Genomic DNA, 17,227 nt, shown 5'->3' on the forward strand with positions numbered 1-17,227 from the left:
CCTGTAGCAGTGCCCCGCGACCCTTTGGGGACGCGGGGGCCTCTTTGTTGCGGAAGAAGTGCCTTCGTACGTCGCACTAGGCGGGATTCGTCCGGTACACGAGGGCCGTCGCGATGGCGGCGAGCCCTTCGGCGCGGCCGGTGAGACCCAGTCCGTCGGTGGTGGTGCCGGAGACGGAGACGGGGGCGCCCGCTGCGGCGGCGAGCGCCTTCTGCGCCTCTTCGCGCCGCTTGCCGATCTTGGGGCGTACGCCGATCACCTGGATGGCGATGTTGCCGATCTCGTAGCCCTCGGCGCGGACGATCCGGGCGGCCTCCGCCAGGAGGGTGACGCCGGCGGCTCCGGACCACTCGGGGCGGGAGGTGCCGAAGTGCGCGCCGAGGTCGCCGGCGCCGGCGGCGGAGAACAGCGCGTCGCAGGCGGCGTGCGCGGCGACGTCGCCGTCGGAGTGTCCGGCGAGGCCGTCCTCGCCCTCCCACAGCAGGCCGGCGCACCACAGCTCGCGTCCGGCCTCGAAGGCGTGCACGTCGGTGCCGATGCCGACGAGCGGGACGAGGGGCGCCGGGCGGGGACTAGTAGGCATCGGTGGCCCTCCTGCGGGCGAGTACGGCCTCGGCCAGGACCAGGTCGAGGGGGCGGGTGACCTTGAAGGCCTCTTCGTGGCCGGGGACCACGACGACGGTGACGCCGAGGCGCTCGACCATGCCGGCGTCGTCGGTGGCTCCCTCGCCGGCCACGGCGATCTCCTCGTGGGCGCGCACGAGGGTGGCGCGGTCGAAGCCCTGGGGGGTCTGCACGGCGCGCAGCCGGGCCCGCTCGGGGGTGGCCACGACGGGCTCGGGCTCGCCGGGCCTGCCGGGCTCGACCTCCTTGACGGTGTCGGCCAGCGGCAGGGCGGGCACGACGGCCGCGGCGCCGTCGCGGACGGCTTCGACGACGGAGTCGACGGTGTCGACGGGGACCAGCGGGCGGGCCGCGTCGTGGATGAGGACGGAGGTGATGTCCTGCGGCAGCGCCTGGAGGCCGGCGCGTACGGATTCCTGGCGGGTCCGGCCGCCGGGCACGACCACGATCTCGGTGCGGTCGGGCAGCGCGTGCTCGTTCAGGAGGAGGCGTACGCCGTCGGCTCCGTCGGGCGGGGCGACGACGACCACGAGGGAGACCGCGCGGGAGCGGGCCATGGCGCGGACGGCGTGGATGAGCATCGGGGTGCCGCCGAGGGCCCGCAGGGCCTTGGGGGCGCCGGGCCCGAGGCGTACGCCGCGGCCGGCTGCCGGGATCACCGCGGCGGTGCGGTGGGGGCGCGTTTCGTCAGACATCAGTAGGTAGCTCCGAGCCAGGTTTGTGACTTCGGCCGACATGGGTATGGCCTGAAGCGTGCCGGGTGCGACGCCCTCGCCCCTTCCGTGACGACCGGTCGAGCAGGCTGCCCGGACCCGGCACGCCAGTGAGGATCACAAGGTATGGGTACAGACATGCCGCAGCGCCCGGCAACAGGCCCCTCGTGGAGGAGAGGCCTTGTCAGCGGGCACCGCGGCACAACTGTGTACACATTGTTCAGATGAACACTGTTTGCTGTACGGGGTCTCGCGTCAGGACGCGAGCACCTCGTCGAGGAGGGCCTCGGCCTTGTCCTCGTTCGTGTTCTCGGCGAGCGCGAGTTCGCTCACCAGAATCTGGCGCGCCTTGGCGAGCATGCGCTTCTCACCCGCGGAAAGCCCGCGCTCACGCTCACGACGCCACAGGTCACGCACCACTTCGGCGACCTTGATGACATCGCCAGAAGCGAGCTTCTCCAGATTTGCCTTGTAGCGCCGGGACCAGTTCGTCGGCTCTTCTGCATACGGTGCGCGGAGCACCTCGAAGACCCGGTCCAGCCCGTCCTGGCCGACTACGTCGCGAACACCGACGAACTCCGCATTGTCCGCAGGCACACGAACCGTCAGGTCGCCCTGGGCGACCTTGAGCACCAAGTAGGTCTTGTCCACGCCTTTGATCTGACGAGTCTCAATGGCCTCGATCAGCGCGGCCCCGTGATGGGGATAGACCACGGTGTCGCCAACCTTGAACGTCATGTGACAGGTACCCCTTCCGTGGCTATCCAGGGTAACACGAGAACTGACTGTTATGAATGGCGTTTTCGCAGGTCAGGGCACATCTCGGGGCTTGACAACAGCGACAGGAACGTGCTGCGGAGGGCTTCCGGAAGGGGGTATTCGCAGGTCGGGGGCGCTGTGCGGACCGGGCGAAAGGGCCACGCTACACCTGTCCGGCACCCCCGTCAGCGTGACGTACGTCCCGTTTTGCCGGTTTCGGTGTCGTGAAACCGAACTACTCCGTTCGACTGGCGGCCGCCCCGCGCGGAGCGGTTCCGGCCCAATCCCGAATTGATCACGCGGTGGTGTTCCCGGGAATCCCGGAATTGATCACGGGACCCCGGCCAGGCGATATGCGGGCGCCGCATGATCGGGACGCGGAATACAAGATCGCGGGAGATGGGGGCGGCGCCCGGCAGGGCGGCCGCCGCCGTGCGGAGGGTCGGGTGCGGGGGCAGGGCGGCGGCTCGGTAACCTAAGGCCCGCTGACACACCCTTAGAGCGGCTTTCCCTCGGCCGTTCCCAAGGGAGCCCACCCTCCCGTTCCGTACGTCCAAGGAGTTGCCGCCGCCGTGAGCCGCAGCCTTCGACGCGGCGCCCTCGCCGCCACTGCCGTCGTGTTCTCGATCGCCTCGCTGGCCGCATGCGGTGCGGGCAACGACGCGCAGACCCTCCAGATCAAGCCGGACAACGCCGCCGTCACCAAGGGCGAGATCAAGATCCAGAACGCACTGGTGATCAGCCAGGGCACGAAGGAGAAGAAGGGCCCCGCCGCCGTGTCGGCGACGGTCTTCAACGCGGGCACCAAGGACCAGACGCTTGACGGCATCACCCTCCCGGGTGGCAAGGGCAAGGTCGTGCTGAAGGCGGCCACCGGGACGGGCAAGGTCATCGTGCCGGCCGGCGGCTCCGTGGTGCTCGGCGGCAAGGGCAACCCGTCCGCCGTGATCGAGAACGGCGCCGAGGCGGGCAAGGACGGCGACGCCCAGAAGGTCGTCTTCCAGCTGAGCAGCACCGGCGACGTCGCGCTGGAGGCCTTCGTGGTCCCGGCCACCGGCATGTACGCGGGCTTCGGCCCGAGCGCGGCCCCGGCCGCCGGCCCCGTCCCGTCGGGCAGCCCGGCCGGTACCCCGTCCGGTACCCCCTCGGGCACGCCGTCGGGCACCGCTTCGGGCGCCCCGGCCGGCACCCCCTCGGGCACGCCGTCCGGCACCGCGTCGGGTTCCGCCTCGCACAGCGCGGGCCACTGAGCGCGTAGCGCACGTACGGGAAGGGCCCCGGTCGCACCTGCGGCCGGGGCCCTTCCCGTACATCCGTTCACATCCGTGTGCGCCCGTTCGGTCTACGGCTCGAACTTGTAGCCGAGGCCGCGCACCGTGACCAGGTAGCGCGGCGCGCCCGGGTCCGGCTCGATCTTGGCGCGCAGGCGCTTGACGTGGACGTCAAGAGTCTTGGTGTCACCGACGTAGTCGGCGCCCCAGACGCGGTCGATCAGCTGCATGCGGGTCAGGACGCGGCCCGCGTTGCGCAGCAGCATCTCGAGCAGGTCGAACTCCTTCAGCGGGAGGTCCACCTTCCCGCCGGCGACGGTGACCACGTGGCGGTCGACGTCCATCCGTACGGGGCCCGCCTCCAGGGCCGCCGGGGTGACCTCTTCCGGCTCGCCGCGGCGGCGCAGGACCGCGCGGATGCGGGCGACCAGCTCCCGCGAGGAGAAGGGCTTCGTGACGTAGTCATCGGCTCCTATCTCCAGCCCGACGACCTTGTCGATCTCGCTGTCCTTGGCCGTCACCATGATCACGGGGACGTTGGAGCGGCCGCGCAGCTGCCTGCAGACCTCCGTGCCGGGCAGGCCGGGGAGCATCAGGTCGAGCAGGACGAGGTCGGCGCCGTTGCGCTCGAACTCGTCCAGCCCGTCGGGTCCGGTCGCCGCGATGGCGACCTCGAAACCCTCCTTGCGCAGCATGTAGGACAGGGCGTCGCTGAATGATTCCTCATCCTCGACGACGAGCACTCGGGTCACGGAAGGACCTCCGGGGCAGGAATGGCTGTTGCTGAGTCAGGCAGGGGTGGGGCGTGTGCGGGGGTCTTCGCGGGGCCCGGCGCGGCTGCTTCGGGGAGTCGCAGGGTGAACGTGGAGCCCTGGCCCTCCGAGCTCCACACCGACACCTCCCCGCCGTGCGAGGCGGCCACGTGCTTCACGATCGCAAGGCCCAGGCCCGTGCCTCCCGTGGCGCGGGAGCGGGCCGGGTCCACGCGGTAGAAGCGCTCGAAAATGCGCTCGCGGTCCTTCTCCGGGATGCCGATGCCCTGGTCGGTCACGGCGATCTCGATCAAGTCTCCCCCGGGTGCCGCGACCCTGCGCCCGGCTATGCCGACGCGGGTGCGGGCGGGGCTGTAGTTGACGGCGTTCTCGACCAGGTTCCCGAGGGCTGCCGCGAGCTGTCCGCGGTGGCCCCAGACGCGCAGGTCGGCGGTGCCGCCCGCGGCCATGGTGATCTGCTTGGAGGAGGCCGTGTGGCGGCAGCGGTCGATCGCCTCGGCGACCAGGGTGTCCACGCGGACGGGCTCGGCGTCCTCGAGCGGGTCGTCGTTCTGCACCCGGGAGAGGTCGATGAGCTCCTGCACGAGGTTGATCAGGCGGGTGGCCTCGATCTGCATGCGGCCGGCGAAGCGGCTGACCGCCTCGGGGTCGTCCGAGGCGTCCATGACGGCCTCCGACAGCAGGGAGATCGCGCCGACGGGGGTCTTCAGCTCGTGGGACACGTTGGCGACGAAGTCGCGGCGTACGGCCTCGATGCGGCGGGCCTCGGTGAGGTCCTCGACCAGGAGGAGCACCAGGCGGGAGCCGAGCGGGGCGACGCGCGCGGAGACGGCGAGGGCCTCGCCGCGGCCGGTGCCGCGCCGGGGCAGGTCCAGCTCGACCTGGCGTATCTCCCCGTCGCGGCGGGTGTCGCGCGCCATGTGGAGCATCGGTTCGACGGCGAGTTTGCCGCCGCGGACCAGTCCGAGGGCGTACGCCGCCGAGCTGGCCTTGACCACCGCGTCGCCCTCGTCGAGTACGACGGCGGAGGAGCGGAGCACGGAGAGGACGGTGTCCACGCCGGGCGGGAGCACCGCATTGATGTCGGGGCGCATGGAGCTCCGGGTGGGGCGGGCCTGGTCGCGCTCGCTCCAGCGGAACGCCAGCATCGCGATCACACCGGTGCAAAGACCGGCGATCGCTGCAGCTGCGGCGACCGCCGCGTTCACGTCCATGCGTCCAGGTTAAGCAGGCACGACGACACTTCCACAGCCGTTCGGGTGCCACCTCGAACAGTCGTCGCCCAGAGTTCACCCTGGGGACGGGGTTGATTCATTTGTGATGCCGGAGTCGGACGCGTTGGCGGCTCACCGTGTCAACGTGGGGCCAGTGGCCGCCCTGGCCGGCCCCCGCAGTAGTGCAGTAGGTCAAGAGAGGGACACCAGACATGCGTGACGCGTACCACGAGGAACTGGACTCGATCGGAGAGGGCCTGGTCGAGATGGCCCGGCTCGTCGGTTCCGCGATCGGGCGGGCCACGACGTCCATGCTCGACGCCGACCTGAAGCTCGCCGAGAGTGTCATCGCCGCCGACCAGAAGGTCGACGACCTCCAGCACGACCTTGAGGCGCGGGCGATCGCGCTGCTGGCCCGGCAGCAGCCGGTCGCCACCGACCTGCGCATCGTCGTCACCTCGCTGCGGATGAGCGCGGACCTGGAGCGCAGCGGCGACCTGGCCCAGCACGTGGCGAAGCTCGCCCGGCTGCGGTTCCCGGACACCGCCGTGCCGCGGGACCTGCACGCCACCATCCTGGAGATGGGGCAGCTGGCGCAGCGCCTGATGGCGAAGGCCGCCGAGGTCATCATCACCAAGGACGTCGACCTGGCCCTGCAGCTGGAGCACGACGACGACGAAATGGACCAGCTGCACCGCACGCTGTTCCAGCACCTGATGGACGACCGCTGGAAGCACGGCATCGAGACGGCCGTGGACGTGACGCTGCTGGGTCGCTACTACGAGCGCTTCGCGGACCACGCGGTGTCGGTGGCCAAGCGCGTGGTGTACCTGGTGACGGGCGAGCACGCGGACGAGCTCCAGCCGCCGACCCCGGTCGAGGGCGTCTGAACCCGGGCGCGAGCCCCCATGCGCCGTTGACGCGCCGGTGTGGCTGGGCATGAATGGGGCGAAGGCGGTCCGTCGTACGGCGGCCCGTACGCCGCCTGCGCGAGGAGGAACCATGCCCGATTCCCCCGTTCCCATCACTCCGGATCAGGAGCAGCCGCCCCGGCCGGAGCCGCTGCGCCTCCCGCTGCTCGCAGCCTGCGGCTGCGGCTCTGGCTGCGGCTGCGGCTGCCAGTCCGGCGCCCCGTGCCAGTGCGGCGGCTGACCCGGCCGACCCGGCACACCGCACGCCAGGAAGAGCCCCGTCCGTTTTCCGGACGGGGCTCTTCTGGCTTCGCGCCTCTGGCTTCGCGCCTCTGGCTTCGCGCCTCTGGCTTCGCACCTCTGGCTTCTCGCCCCGGCCTCTGTACGGGTTGCCCGCCCGGCAAGTCCGTGACGTGCGGGCCGCTGCCGATCAGTTGGAGGTCGCCGGGCCAGGTCAGTCCTCGAGGAAGTAGCCGCTCACATCGGCGATCACGTCCACAGTGCCCGAGTGGTTGTAGATGGTCACCGCGTCGGCCCACTTGTTCAGGCCGCAGTAGTTCAGCGAGGGCAGCCCGCTGGTCACCGCGTTCGGGACAGTCTGCCCGGCGGTGAAGTTGAGGTTCGAATACTCCGGCCACATGCCCTGGTAGCGGTCGCAGCCCGAGGTGGGGTACGCCGACAGGTGGCTGGCGGCCGTGCCACCGGTCGCGGTGACGTTCATGGTCACGCCGGTAACCCCGAACGGCGGGATGCCGAACTTCCACGAGTTGGGCTGGATGTCCAGCTCCTTGTGCTCGCCGAGCCGCGTGCCCGGCGCCGTCCGGGTGTCCAGTACCCGGGTGGGGCCGGTCGGGACGAACTTCGAGCCGGTGGCGGAGTAGTAGCCGCTGATGTCGGCGATCAGGTCGACCGACCCGGCGTTGTTGTAGAGCTCGACCTTGCCGTCTGCCCCGACCGGGACGGTGACCTGGTTGGGGACCGTCTGCCCGGCGGTGAAGTTCAGGTTGGAGACGGTCGGCCGCGCGATGCCGTGCGGGTACGCGATGACGTGGCTGTCAGTCGTCGGTTTGGTGGCCGTCACGTTCAGGGTCACCGCCTTGGCGCCGGGGTGGGTCTTGGCGACGTCCAGGGTGATCGTCCCGCCCGTGCCGACCGGTCCGAACGGCCTGGTCGGGGTGCTCGGGTTGAGCCAGGGGTTACGGGTGTCCATCAGCCGCTTCGGGCTGACGGCCGTGAAGCGCTGCCCGGTGTCCCCGGCCAGGTAGTAGCCGCTGATGTCGGCGATCAGGTCGACCGACCCGGCGTTGTTGTACAGGTCGACCGTGCCGTCTGCCCCGACCGGGACGGTGACCTGGTTGGGGACCGTCTGCCCGGCGGTGAAGTTCAGGTTCGAGGCGGTCGGCCGCGCGATGCCGTGCGGGTACGCGATGACGTGACTGTCAGTCGTCGGATTGGTGGCCGTCACGTTCAAGACGACTGCGGTGACCCCCTGGGCCGGCACGCCGGCCCGTCCCGCGATCCTGACGTTGGCCGACTGGCCGCCACCGACCTTGGCGGCCGGGGCGCCGGTGCCGTTACGGGTGTCCAGCAGCCGCGTGGGCATCACGGGCACGAAGGTGCCGGGGGTGCCGACGGTGACCGGCTGGGTGCCCGAGCGGCCGAAGTAGTCGAAGGACATCGGCAGCGGGGTGGGGTCGTAGCCGGGGCTGGTGGCCTTCAGCTCGGCCTTCAGTACGGTTTCCCGCTCCCGGGGCGCGCCGGACAGCTGCAGGAACACACCGGTGCAGTTGGTGGTGCAGGCCGGGATCGCCAGCGTCAGCGCGCCGTCCGGGGTGACCGTCCAGTGGCGTACGGTCCAGTCCCTGCCCACCTCGGTGGCTTCGTAGTTGGTGCGGACCAACAGCATCCGGGCCAGCTGCTGCGGGGAGTACCCCGAGGCCGCCACCGACTCGGCGGCGAGTGTCAGCTGCAAGTCCGTACCGATCCAGGTCTTGCCGCTGTCGGAGCTCTTGAAGTTGATCCAGCAGGCCGGGCCGGCGTCCTCACCGCCCGGCACCATCACCGGCTTCTCCTTCGGATCGAACAGCGAGCTGCCGAAACCCCAGCCGTTCGTACAGAAGGTCCAGAGCTTGGTCGGACCGTCGTCGGCCAGTGCGCTCTGGAGCGGCAGCAGGCCGGCGAGCAGCAGCGCCCCGGCCGTCGCGGCCAGGGCGTGGCTGGTCTTGCGCATGTGAATTCCCCCCGGAAAAACAGGATCGGCACCATGACTCCGATCCAGAGAACCCTGACCTGCGCCATGCGCACAGGTCAGGGCTTGATCGCTCTTCTTACTTCTTCTTGCCCTGGTTCTTGACGGCCTCGATGGCGGCCGCGGCCGCGTCCGGGTCGAGGTAGGTGCCGCCCGGCTTGACCGGCTTGAAGTCGGCGTCGAGCTCGTAGGCGAGCGGGATGCCGGTCGGGATGTTCAGGCCCGCGATGTCGGCGTCGGAGATGCCGTCCAGGTGCTTGACCAGGGCGCGCAGGGAGTTGCCGTGCGCGGCGACCAGCACCGTGTGCCCGTCCAGCAGGTCCGGGACGATCGAGTCGTACCAGTACGGGAGCATGCGGACGACGACGTCCTTGAGGCACTCCGTGCGCGGCCGCAGCTCCGGCGGGATCGAGGCGTAGCGCGGGTCCTCGGACTGGGAGAACTCCGTACCGTCCTCGAGGGCCGGCGGCGGGGTGTCGTACGAGCGGCGCCACAGCATGAACTGCTCCTCGCCGAACTCGGCGAGGGTCTGGGCCTTGTCCTTGCCCTGGAGGGCGCCGTAGTGGCGCTCGTTCAGGCGCCAGGAGCGGTGCACGGGGATCCAGTGACGGTCGGCGGCCTCGAGCGCCAGCTGCGCGGTGCGGATCGCGCGCTTCTGGAGCGAGGTGTGCACGACGTCGGGGAGCAGGCCGGCGTCCTTGAGCAGCTCACCGCCGCGGACCGCCTCCTTCTCGCCCTTCTCGTTGAGATTGACGTCCACCCAGCCGGTGAACAGGTTCTTCGCGTTCCACTCGCTCTCGCCGTGGCGGAGGAGGATCAGCTTGTACGGTGCGTCGGCCATGCGTACGAGCCTAATGGACGGCCCGGGGCGCTCGCGCGCGGTGTCCACGGCCGCCGATTGACGCCGGACGTCAATTGGGTGGCGCGGGCGGACCCCCCACTCGTAATGTGCGGCGAGCCATAGAGACGCTTACGCTTCCGGGGGGATTCCTCATGTCCGCTGCCAGGTTGAGACGGGCCGCCCGGGAGAGCGTGTCGGGGCTGCCGCCCGCGTTCTGGTGGCTGTGGACGAGCACGCTGGTGAACCGGCTCGGGGCCTTCGTCGCGACGTTCATGACCTTGTACCTGACCCTGGACCGGGGCTACTCGGCCTCCTTCGCGGGACTTGTGGTCGCCCTGCACGGGCTCGGCGGGGTGGTCTCCTCGCTGGCCGCCGGGGTGATGACCGACCGGCTCGGGCGCCGGCCCACGCTGATGGCGGCGAACCTCGCGACCGCGTTCTCGGTCGCGCTCCTCGGCTTCATGGAGCATCCGGCGGCGATCGCGGCCGTCGCGATGCTGGTGGGCGTGGCCTCCAACGCCTCACGGCCCGCCGTGCAGGCGATGATGGCCGACATCGTCCGCCCCGAGGACCGGGTACGGGCCTTCGCGCTGAACTACTGGGCCATCAACCTCGGCTTCGCGATCTCCTCGACGGCCGCCGGTTTCATCGCCGAGCACAGCTACCTGGCCGGATTCCTCGGCGAGGCGGCGCTGACGCTGGTGTGCGCGCTGCTCGTCTTCGTGAAGCTGCCCGAGTCCCGGCCCGAGAAGGGCGACGCGGCCGCGGCGGCGGACGAGGCGGAGGTCGGGCTCGGCACGGTGCTGCGCGACGGGCGCTTCATGGCGGTGGTCGGGCTGTCGTTCCTGATCTCGCTGATCTTCATGCAGGGGTCGTTCGGGCTGCCGCTCGCGATGGGGACCGCGGGCTTCTCCACCGGGGACTACGGACTGGTCGTCGCCGTGAACGGCGTGATGATCGTGGTGCTGCAGATCCCGGTCACGCGGTTCATCGAGCACCGCGACCCGCAGAAGCTGCTCATCGTCTCGGCGCTGCTGGCCGGGTACGGGTTCGGGCTGACGGCGTTCGGCGGCTCGATCGGGGTCCTGGCGCTGACGGTCTGCGTGTGGACCCTCGGCGAGATCGTCAACTCGCCGACCCAGATGAGCCTGGTCGCGCGGCTCTCCCCGCTGCACGCGCGCGGCCGCTACCAGGGCATGTACACGATGTCCTGGGCGGTGGCCTCGCTGATCGCGCCGCTGCTGGCGGGCGGGGTGATCGACCGGTTCGGCGCGGGCTGGCTGTGGGCGGCGACGGCTGCCCTGGGGACCGTCGCCGGCCTCGGGTACTGGCTGCTGATGCGCACCCTTCCGGCGGAGGCCGGGACGGTGGCCGAACCGGTGGCAGGGACGGGGGCCGGGACGGGGGCCGAGCCGGTGGCCGGGACGGGGGCCGTTGCCGCCGAGGTCAGGCCGACGGCTGCGTCAGGTGCTTGAACGCGTCCAGGTTGCGGGTCGGTTCGCCGCGGGAGACGCGCCATTCGTACTCGCGGCGGATCGCCCCGGCGAAACCGAGCTCCAGCAGCGTGTTGAAGGCCCCGTCCGCCGCCTCGAGCACCGTGCCGAGCAGCCGGTCCAGCTCCTCCGGTTCGACCACCGAGAGCGGTAGCCGGCCGGTCAGGTAGATGTCGCCGAGGCGGTCCACCGCGTAGCTCAGCCCGTACAGCTTGAGGTTGCGCTCCAGCAGCCAGCGGTGGACGCCGGCCTCGTTCTCGTCGGGGTGGCGGATCACGAAGGCGTTGACCGACAGCGCATGCCGGCCGAGCCGGAACGAGCAGGTGGTGCTCAGCTTGCGGGTGCCGGGGAGCTGGACGACGTACGAGCCCGGCTCGGGGCTCTCCCAGCTCAGCCCGGCGCCGGTGAGCGCGGCCTCGATGATCTCGGCGGTGTCAGCCATGGTGGGAGCGTACGCGACGGCGGTGATCATGCATGGCCGCGGTGTACACGTCCGCCGTGCCGCTCGCGGCCGTGTCCCATCCGAAGAACTGCGCGTGCCGGGCCGCCTCGGCGCCCATCCGTTCCGCGAGCCAGGGGTCGTCCACGAAACGCCGCAGCTCACGCGCGTAGTCCACCGGATCGTGGCCGGGTACGAGGATGCCGGTGGTCCCGTCGTTGACGGCGACGGGCAGGCCGCCGACTTCGGCGGCGAGCACGGGCGTGCCGGTGGCCTGCGCCTCTATGGCGACGAGCCCGAAGGACTCGCTGTACGAGGGCATGACCAGGACGGACGCGGCGCGGAACCAGTCGGCGAGGCTGTCCTGCCCGACCGGCGGGTGGAAGTGCACGAGATCGGCGATGCCGAGCTTCGCGGCGAGCTTCTGCAGGCCCTCCGGCTTGGCGAGGCCGCTGCCGCTGGGACCGCCGACGACGGGCACGAAGAGGCGGCGGCGCAGCGAAGGGTCCCGGTCGACGAGCTCGGCGACGGCGCGCAGCAGGATGTCGGGGGCCTTCAGCGGCTGGATCCGGCCGGCGAAGAGCGGGATGACGGCGTCCTGCGGCAGGCCGAGGCGGGCGCGGGCGGCGGCCCGGCCGTCGCCGACGGTGAAGCGTTCGAGGTTCACGCCGGGGTGGACGACGGCGACCTTGCCGGCGTCGGCCTCGTAGTGGCGGACGAGTTCGTCGGCTTCCTCGGCGGTGTTCGCGATGAGCCGGTCCGCGGCGGCCACGATCTGGGTCTCGCCGATGACGCGGGCGGCGGGCTCGGGCGTGTCGCCCTCGGCCAGCGCGGCGTTCTTGACCTTGGCCATGGTGTGCATGGCGTGCACGAGCGGGACGCCCCAGCGTTCGGCGGCGAGCCAGCCGACGTGGCCGGAGAGCCAGTAGTGGGAGTGGACGAGGTCGTAGTAGCCGGGGCGGTGGCCCGCCCAGGCCTGCATCACGCCGTGGGTGAAGGCGCACAGCTGGGCCGGGAGCTCTTCCTTGGCGAGGCCTTCGTACGGGCCCGCGTCCACGTGGCGTACGAGGACCCCGGGGGCCAGCTCGACCACGGGCGGCAGGCCGCCGGCGGTGGCCCGGGTGAAGATCTCCACCTCGATGTTGATCGCGGCGAGGCGTTTGGCCAGCTCCACGATGTAGACGTTCATGCCGCCGGCGTCGCCGGTGCCGGGCTGGTGCAGCGGCGACGTGTGCACGCTGAGCATGGCCACGCGGCGGGGCTTGCGGTGGTGGCCGACGGCCGGCAGGCGCAGTCGCGGCGGCTCGTGCCGGGTGGCGCGGGCGGCGGCGAGGCGGCCGCTGAGGCTGCCGCCGAGGCGGGACACGTACTGGCTCAAGGGAGCAGTTCCTCTCGCTCGACGACACTCGGACCGGACGGCACGGGGACACGGGGACGGCGGCACGGCGGCGGCGGGCGGCCGCCGGGCATGCCGACAGGGGCGCGCCGGGCGCCCTGCAAGGAGTGCAACCCGGATGGCCGCCCCCCGCATTCCGGGGTGGCCGGATTTCCGCGACTTTTCTCGGCCGGGGCGCGGCCGGATCCGCGCGGGGACCGGGCGGGGACCCCGGCGGGTCCCGGTGTGGACTCGGGCGGGATCCCGGCGGAGGGACTCGGCGGAGGCCGGTTTTTCATCCGGCGAGGGGGCTCCGCTTACTCTCGGCTCATGGCCTCCCGCACCACTCCGACCCCGAGCCGCGCCCCCGGCCGCCCCGTGGGCTCGGTGACGCGCGGGACGACCAACCCGAACCGGTTGCGCCGGATGGACCGCTGGATCGCCGCCGCGCACGGAGCGGCCCTGCGGCGCGCCGAGGCTCCGGTGGCGGTGGACCTCGGGTACGGGGCCGCGCCCTGGACGGCGGTCGAGCTGCTGGCGCGGCTGCGCGAGGCGGCTCCCCGGGTGCGGGTGGTCGGCATCGAGATCGAGCCCGCGCGGGTGGCGGGGGCGAAGCCGTACGAGCGCGAGGGGCTCGGCTTCCGGCACGGCGGCTTCGAGGTGCCGCTCGACGGCGGGGACCGCCCGGCGCTGATCCGGGCGGCGAACGTCCTGCGCCAGTACGACGAGGAGCAGGTCGCGGCAGTGTGGGAGCGGCTGTGCGCACGGCTGGCCCCGGGCGGGCTGCTGGTGGAGGGGACCTGCGACGAGATCGGGCGGCGGCACGTGTGGGTGGCGCTGGGGCCGGAGGGGCCGCGCACGGTGACCTTCGCGACCCGGCTGGGCTCCCTGGAGCGCCCCTCGGACCTGGCGGAGCGGCTGCCGAAGGCGCTGATCCACCGCAACGTGCCGGGCGAGCCCGTGCACGCGTTCCTGCGCGACTTCGACCGGGCGTGGGCGGCAGCGGCCCCGTACGCCTCGTACGGGGCGCGGCAGCGCTGGATCCGGACGGCGCGGGCGCTGTCGGGCGACTGGCCGCTGGCGGACGGGCCGGTGCGGTGGCGGCAGGGGGAACTCACCGTGCGCTGGGAGGCGTTGCGCCCGACGGGGTGAAAGCGGTGCGCGGGGGAACCGGTGATACGGATCGCCCGTTGAGCCGTCAGGGGTGGGGTCCGTTGGGGCGGACAAGATCGGGGCGGCATCCACAAGGGTGTCGGAATTCACCGGCTCGTGGCACCATCCCGAAAGCAGAGACAAGTTACTGATGAATAGTCAGATCTGATGCAGGATGATGCGGGGTCTGACTCTGGGTGCCTGGGGGGACCATGGGGGCCGAACGGCGACGGCGACGGCGGGGCGTGAGCGGGCTCGGGCTGCTGTGCGCGATGGCGATACTGACGGCGCCGGGGCTGGCGACGGGTATGGCGTACGCGGCGCCCGTCGCCCCTGCGACGCCCGCGGCTCCTGGGGCTCCCGCGACTCCCGCGACTCCTTCTCCTGCGCCGGGTGCGAAGTCCCTGGAGCAGGTCCGCAAGGACATCGAAGAGCTCTACCGGCAGGCGGGCACCGCCACGGACGCGTACAACCAGGCCGAGGCCGAGGCCAAGGCCCAGTCGGACAAGATCGTCGAGATCGCGAACCTGGTCGTCGCGGGCCAGGAGCGGATTTCCGCCCTGAAGAGCCGGGCGGGCGCCGCCGCCCGCGCCCAGTACCGCTCGGGCGGGCTGCCGCCGAGCGCGAAGCTGGCGCTGAGCGAGGATCCGAACCAGTTCCTGGACGGGGCGAACCGGCTGCGCCAGGGCGAGAAGGCCGCCTCGGACATGCTGACCGAACTGGACCGCACCCAGAACGACTTGAAGCGGTACGCGCAGGAGGCGAGCGACCAGTGGGCGTTGCTCGAGGCCAACCGGATCAAGCAGGAGAACGCGAAGAAGCAGATCGAGGAGAAGATCAAGGCGGCGGAGGAGCTGGAAAACAAGCTGGAGGCCGAGGAGAAGGCCCGGCTGATCCAGCTGGAGCAGGAAGCCCAGTACAAGGCGCAGACGGCGTGGCTGTCCACGGGCGCGATGAAGGACGTCAACGGCGTGGCGACGGACGCCGGGAAGCGGGCCGTGCAGTACGCCACGGCCCAGATGGGCAAGCCCTACGTCTGGGGCGCCGAGGGCCCGGGCGCCTTCGACTGCTCCGGCCTGACCTCCCAGGCCTGGCTGTCGGCGGGTCTGCGGATCCCGCGCACCTCGCAGGAGCAGCTGCGGCTGCCGAAGGTCGCGCTCAAGGACATGCGCCCGGGCGACCTGATCATCTACTTCGACGACGCGAGCCACGTCGGCATGTACGTCGGCGACGGCGCGATGGTCCACGCCCCCCGCCCGGGCCGCAACGTCACGATCGCGGGCGCCGGCTCCATGCCGATCAAGGCAGTGGTCCGCCCCGACGCATAGCCCCTGCGGGGGGGGCGGGGCCGGAAACCGGAGGGAGCGGGAAAGGGCGCCGCAGGCAACCCGAAGGGGGCCTCCGACGTCTCGAAGGGCGGGACGGAACGCGGCCCCGCGTGACCTTTGTCATCCAGTGAGGCCGATTTTCCCCCGCGATAACGGCATATGACGGAGGCCCTGGCCCACCTCGGCATTCCGCCCGCCGTGCCGGGCCGCTAGGGTCGGCGCACGAGCGCACCCTCGGGGGGAGGGAAGGAACCGGAGACGATGCCCGTACCCGTACCGCGGCAGAGGGACACCCCGGCCACGGAGAACGGTCAGGCTGTTCTGACCGCCACTGCCCCACCCCTGGCGTCGGCGACGCCGCAGGCGACCACGCAGGCGACCACGCAGGCGACCACGCACACGACCCCGCTGACCCTCCTGGTCATCGAGGACGACCCGGCAGGCGGCCTCACCGTCCCGGAGATCCTCGACACCGACGGCCACCGCATCCGGCTCCGCACCGCCCGCAACCTCACCGAGGCCGAACGGCTGCTCACCCCCGACGTCCACTGCATCCTGCTCGACCTGGCCCTCCCCGACTCGGGCCCCCGCACCGCGGCCGCCGCCACCACCGCCGTGGACCAGCTGGCCAACCTGCGCCAGGTACTGCGCATCGCCCCCCGCCACGCCGTCCTCGTCCTCACCGCCGAGGCGGACGCCGAGCGCGCCGCCGAGGCCGTCCGCGTCGGCGCCCAGGACTTCCTCTTCCGCGACGAGCTGGACGGCCGGCTGCTGAGCCGCGCCATCCGGTACGCGGTGGAGAGAAAACGGGCCGACATCGCCCAGTACAAGCTTGCAGAATCGAAACTGCGCGCCCAGGAGAACGCCCGCCTCGAACGCGGACTGCTCCCCAACCCCCTCCTGGAGGGTTCCGACCTCCGCTTCGCCGCCCGCTACCGCCCCGGCCGCAGCCGGGCCCTGCTCGGCGGCGATTTCTACGACACCGTCCGCACCCCCGACGGCACCGTCCACGCCATGATCGGCGACGTCTGCGGCCACGGCCCCGACGAAGCGGCCCTCGGCGTGGAGCTCCGCATCGCCTGGCGCGCCCTGACCCTGGCCGGCCTGTGTGGCGACGACCTGCTGTCCACGCTCCAGCAGGTCCTGGAGGTGGAACGTCCCTGCGAGGAGATCTTCGCGACGCTCTGCACGGTGGACATCGCCCCGGACGGCCGCCGCGCCGGCCTGTGCCTGGCCGGCCACCCCGCACCGCTGATCTCCAGGCCGGGCCGCGCCGCGCGACTGCTCCCGTACGAGAACAGCGGCCCGGCGCTCGGACTGCTGCCCAAGGCCCGCTGGCCCCGGCGCCAGGTCGAGCTGGGCGGCACCTGGAGCCTGATGCTCTACACCGACGGGCTGATCGAGGGCCGGATCGGCGAGGGCAAGGAGCGCCTGGGGCAGGACGGCATGGTCGAGATGATCAACCGCCACCTGGCCGAAGGCCTGACCGGCGAAAACCTGCTGGAAGCCTCCGTCACCGAAGCCCGCCGCCTCAACGGCGGCGAGCTCACGGACGACGTGGCCGTGGTCCTGCTCTCCCGCGGCGCCCCCTGACGGGCTACCGCCGACCGCCTACCGCCTACCACCTACCACCTGCTGCGCCCGGCTAGCGTCCGCCGTTGTACGGGCCGTACGGCCCGTCGCTGCTGCTGCCGCCCCTGCGCCGCCCGCCGCCCGAGACCTGCTTGAGCGCGGGGCGCACGTCGACGAAGAACACGATGGTGGCGACCAGCCCGGCGATCTGCAGGAACAGCATCCCGAGGAAGAAGTCCACGAGGACGGTAATCCCGAGGATGACCAGCCAGAACGTCTTGGTCTGCTTGTCGGCCGCCCGGTACGCGTCCTCGCGCGCGAGCAGCGCGAACACGAAGGCCACGACGGCGAGCACCAGCATGGCGAGCCCCAGCATCGGGAGCACGCCTTGATTGAACTCGTCCATCAACATCGCTTCGACCGCCTTCTCACGCTCTTGCCCCGCACGGCTGACGAGTTGCCGCCCGCTTCCACGCTACCGGCACCGCCGCTCTCACGAATGACAACGGGCCGG

16 protein-coding genes are annotated in these 17,227 nt (G+C 71.6%); 6 read left to right on the top strand and 10 right to left on the bottom strand.

Features of this window, described 5'->3' with window-relative positions:
• Positions 1-76: 76 nt before the first annotated feature.
• The 3 genes from ispF to ACZ6I1_RS16060 form a co-directional block, all read right to left on the bottom strand.
• On the bottom strand, positions 77-583 hold the full coding sequence (ispF, locus tag ACZ6I1_RS16050; protein ID WP_469287509.1) for a 2-C-methyl-D-erythritol 2,4-cyclodiphosphate synthase: 507 nt from the start codon (positions 581-583) through the stop codon (positions 77-79).
• The gene (gene ispD / locus ACZ6I1_RS16055) at positions 573-1,319 is read right to left on the bottom strand and encodes a 2-C-methyl-D-erythritol 4-phosphate cytidylyltransferase (protein WP_469287510.1); all 747 of its coding nucleotides are present in this window, start codon (positions 1,317-1,319) and stop codon (positions 573-575) included. Before ispD ends, ispF begins: the two co-directional genes overlap by 11 nt.
• Before the next feature lie 273 nt (positions 1,320-1,592).
• Positions 1,593-2,075, bottom strand: a complete 483-nt coding sequence (locus tag ACZ6I1_RS16060; RefSeq protein WP_003953493.1) for a CarD family transcriptional regulator — start codon at positions 2,073-2,075, stop codon at positions 1,593-1,595.
• A gap of 593 nt (positions 2,076-2,668) precedes the next feature.
• On the opposite strand from ACZ6I1_RS16060, the gene ACZ6I1_RS16065 reads away from it, so the two are divergent.
• Positions 2,669-3,346: a DUF461 domain-containing protein gene (locus ACZ6I1_RS16065; RefSeq protein WP_469287512.1), complete on the top strand. Its 678-nt coding sequence runs from the start codon at positions 2,669-2,671 to the stop codon at positions 3,344-3,346.
• Positions 3,347-3,438: 92 nt separating this feature from the next.
• On the opposite strand, the gene phoP is transcribed toward ACZ6I1_RS16065, so the two are convergent.
• Both phoP and phoR read right to left on the bottom strand, forming a co-directional pair.
• A complete protein-coding gene (gene phoP, locus ACZ6I1_RS16070; protein WP_465270294.1) occupies positions 3,439-4,110 on the bottom strand; it encodes a two-component system response regulator PhoP in 672 nt (223 codons plus the stop codon).
• Between the two features lie 5 nt (positions 4,111-4,115).
• Positions 4,116-5,354 carry a two-component system sensor histidine kinase PhoR gene (gene phoR, locus ACZ6I1_RS16075; protein WP_469287514.1) on the bottom strand — a complete coding sequence of 413 codons (1,239 nt, stop codon included), beginning with the start codon at positions 5,352-5,354 and terminating at the stop codon, positions 4,116-4,118.
• Between the two features lie 212 nt (positions 5,355-5,566).
• On the opposite strand from phoR, the gene phoU reads away from it, so the two are divergent.
• Positions 5,567-6,244: a phosphate signaling complex protein PhoU gene (gene phoU / locus ACZ6I1_RS16080; protein WP_469287516.1), complete on the top strand. Its 678-nt coding sequence runs from the start codon at positions 5,567-5,569 to the stop codon at positions 6,242-6,244.
• A 475-nt stretch (positions 6,245-6,719) separates the two neighbouring features.
• Here phoU and ACZ6I1_RS16085 read toward each other — a convergent pair whose 3' ends face one another.
• Together ACZ6I1_RS16085 and ACZ6I1_RS16090 are read right to left on the bottom strand one after the other, a co-directional pair.
• The gene (locus ACZ6I1_RS16085) at positions 6,720-8,495 is read right to left on the bottom strand and encodes a hypothetical protein (protein WP_469287518.1); all 1,776 of its coding nucleotides are present in this window, start codon (positions 8,493-8,495) and stop codon (positions 6,720-6,722) included.
• Between the two features lie 97 nt (positions 8,496-8,592).
• Entirely contained in the window at positions 8,593-9,354 is a 762-nt protein-coding gene (locus ACZ6I1_RS16090) for a phosphoglyceromutase (RefSeq protein WP_362589958.1), read from the bottom strand.
• Positions 9,355-9,506: 152 nt separating this feature from the next.
• Between ACZ6I1_RS16090 and ACZ6I1_RS16095 the strand changes: the two genes are divergently transcribed.
• Positions 9,507-10,829, top strand: a complete 1,323-nt coding sequence (locus ACZ6I1_RS16095; protein ID WP_469287521.1) for an MDR family MFS transporter — start codon at positions 9,507-9,509, stop codon at positions 10,827-10,829.
• On the opposite strand, the gene ACZ6I1_RS16100 is transcribed toward ACZ6I1_RS16095, so the two are convergent.
• Together ACZ6I1_RS16100 and mshA are read right to left on the bottom strand one after the other, a co-directional pair.
• On the bottom strand, positions 10,801-11,289 hold the full coding sequence (locus ACZ6I1_RS16100; RefSeq protein ID WP_469287523.1) for a type III secretion system chaperone family protein: 489 nt from the start codon (positions 11,287-11,289) through the stop codon (positions 10,801-10,803). The genes ACZ6I1_RS16095 and ACZ6I1_RS16100 overlap by 29 nt on opposite strands.
• Positions 11,282-12,664 (bottom strand): D-inositol-3-phosphate glycosyltransferase, encoded by a 1,383-nt coding sequence (gene mshA / locus ACZ6I1_RS16105; RefSeq protein ID WP_469287525.1) that lies wholly within the window; start codon positions 12,662-12,664, stop codon positions 11,282-11,284. The genes ACZ6I1_RS16100 and mshA overlap by 8 nt, the downstream gene beginning before the upstream one ends.
• A 327-nt stretch (positions 12,665-12,991) precedes the next feature.
• Here mshA and ACZ6I1_RS16110 point away from each other — a divergent pair, with 327 nt between their 5' ends.
• The 3 genes from ACZ6I1_RS16110 to ACZ6I1_RS16120 all read left to right on the top strand — a co-directional run bounded on the left by ACZ6I1_RS16110 (position 12,992) and on the right by ACZ6I1_RS16120 (position 16,734).
• Positions 12,992-13,813 carry a class I SAM-dependent methyltransferase gene (locus ACZ6I1_RS16110; RefSeq protein ID WP_469287527.1) on the top strand — a complete coding sequence of 274 codons (822 nt, stop codon included), beginning with the start codon at positions 12,992-12,994 and terminating at the stop codon, positions 13,811-13,813.
• 212 nt (positions 13,814-14,025) lie between these two features.
• On the top strand, positions 14,026-15,141 hold the full coding sequence (locus ACZ6I1_RS16115; RefSeq protein ID WP_469287529.1) for a C40 family peptidase: 1,116 nt from the start codon (positions 14,026-14,028) through the stop codon (positions 15,139-15,141).
• A 261-nt stretch (positions 15,142-15,402) separates the two neighbouring features.
• Entirely contained in the window at positions 15,403-16,734 is a 1,332-nt protein-coding gene (locus ACZ6I1_RS16120) for a PP2C family protein-serine/threonine phosphatase (protein WP_469287531.1), read from the top strand.
• A 52-nt stretch (positions 16,735-16,786) separates the two neighbouring features.
• On the opposite strand, the gene ACZ6I1_RS16125 is transcribed toward ACZ6I1_RS16120, so the two are convergent.
• Positions 16,787-17,125, bottom strand: coding sequence for a DUF2516 family protein (locus tag ACZ6I1_RS16125; protein ID WP_469287533.1), 339 nt, complete (start codon positions 17,123-17,125; stop codon positions 16,787-16,789).
• Positions 17,126-17,227: the final 102 nt, after the last annotated feature.

Source organism: Streptomyces sp. NPDC046303, from assembly GCF_055588085.1.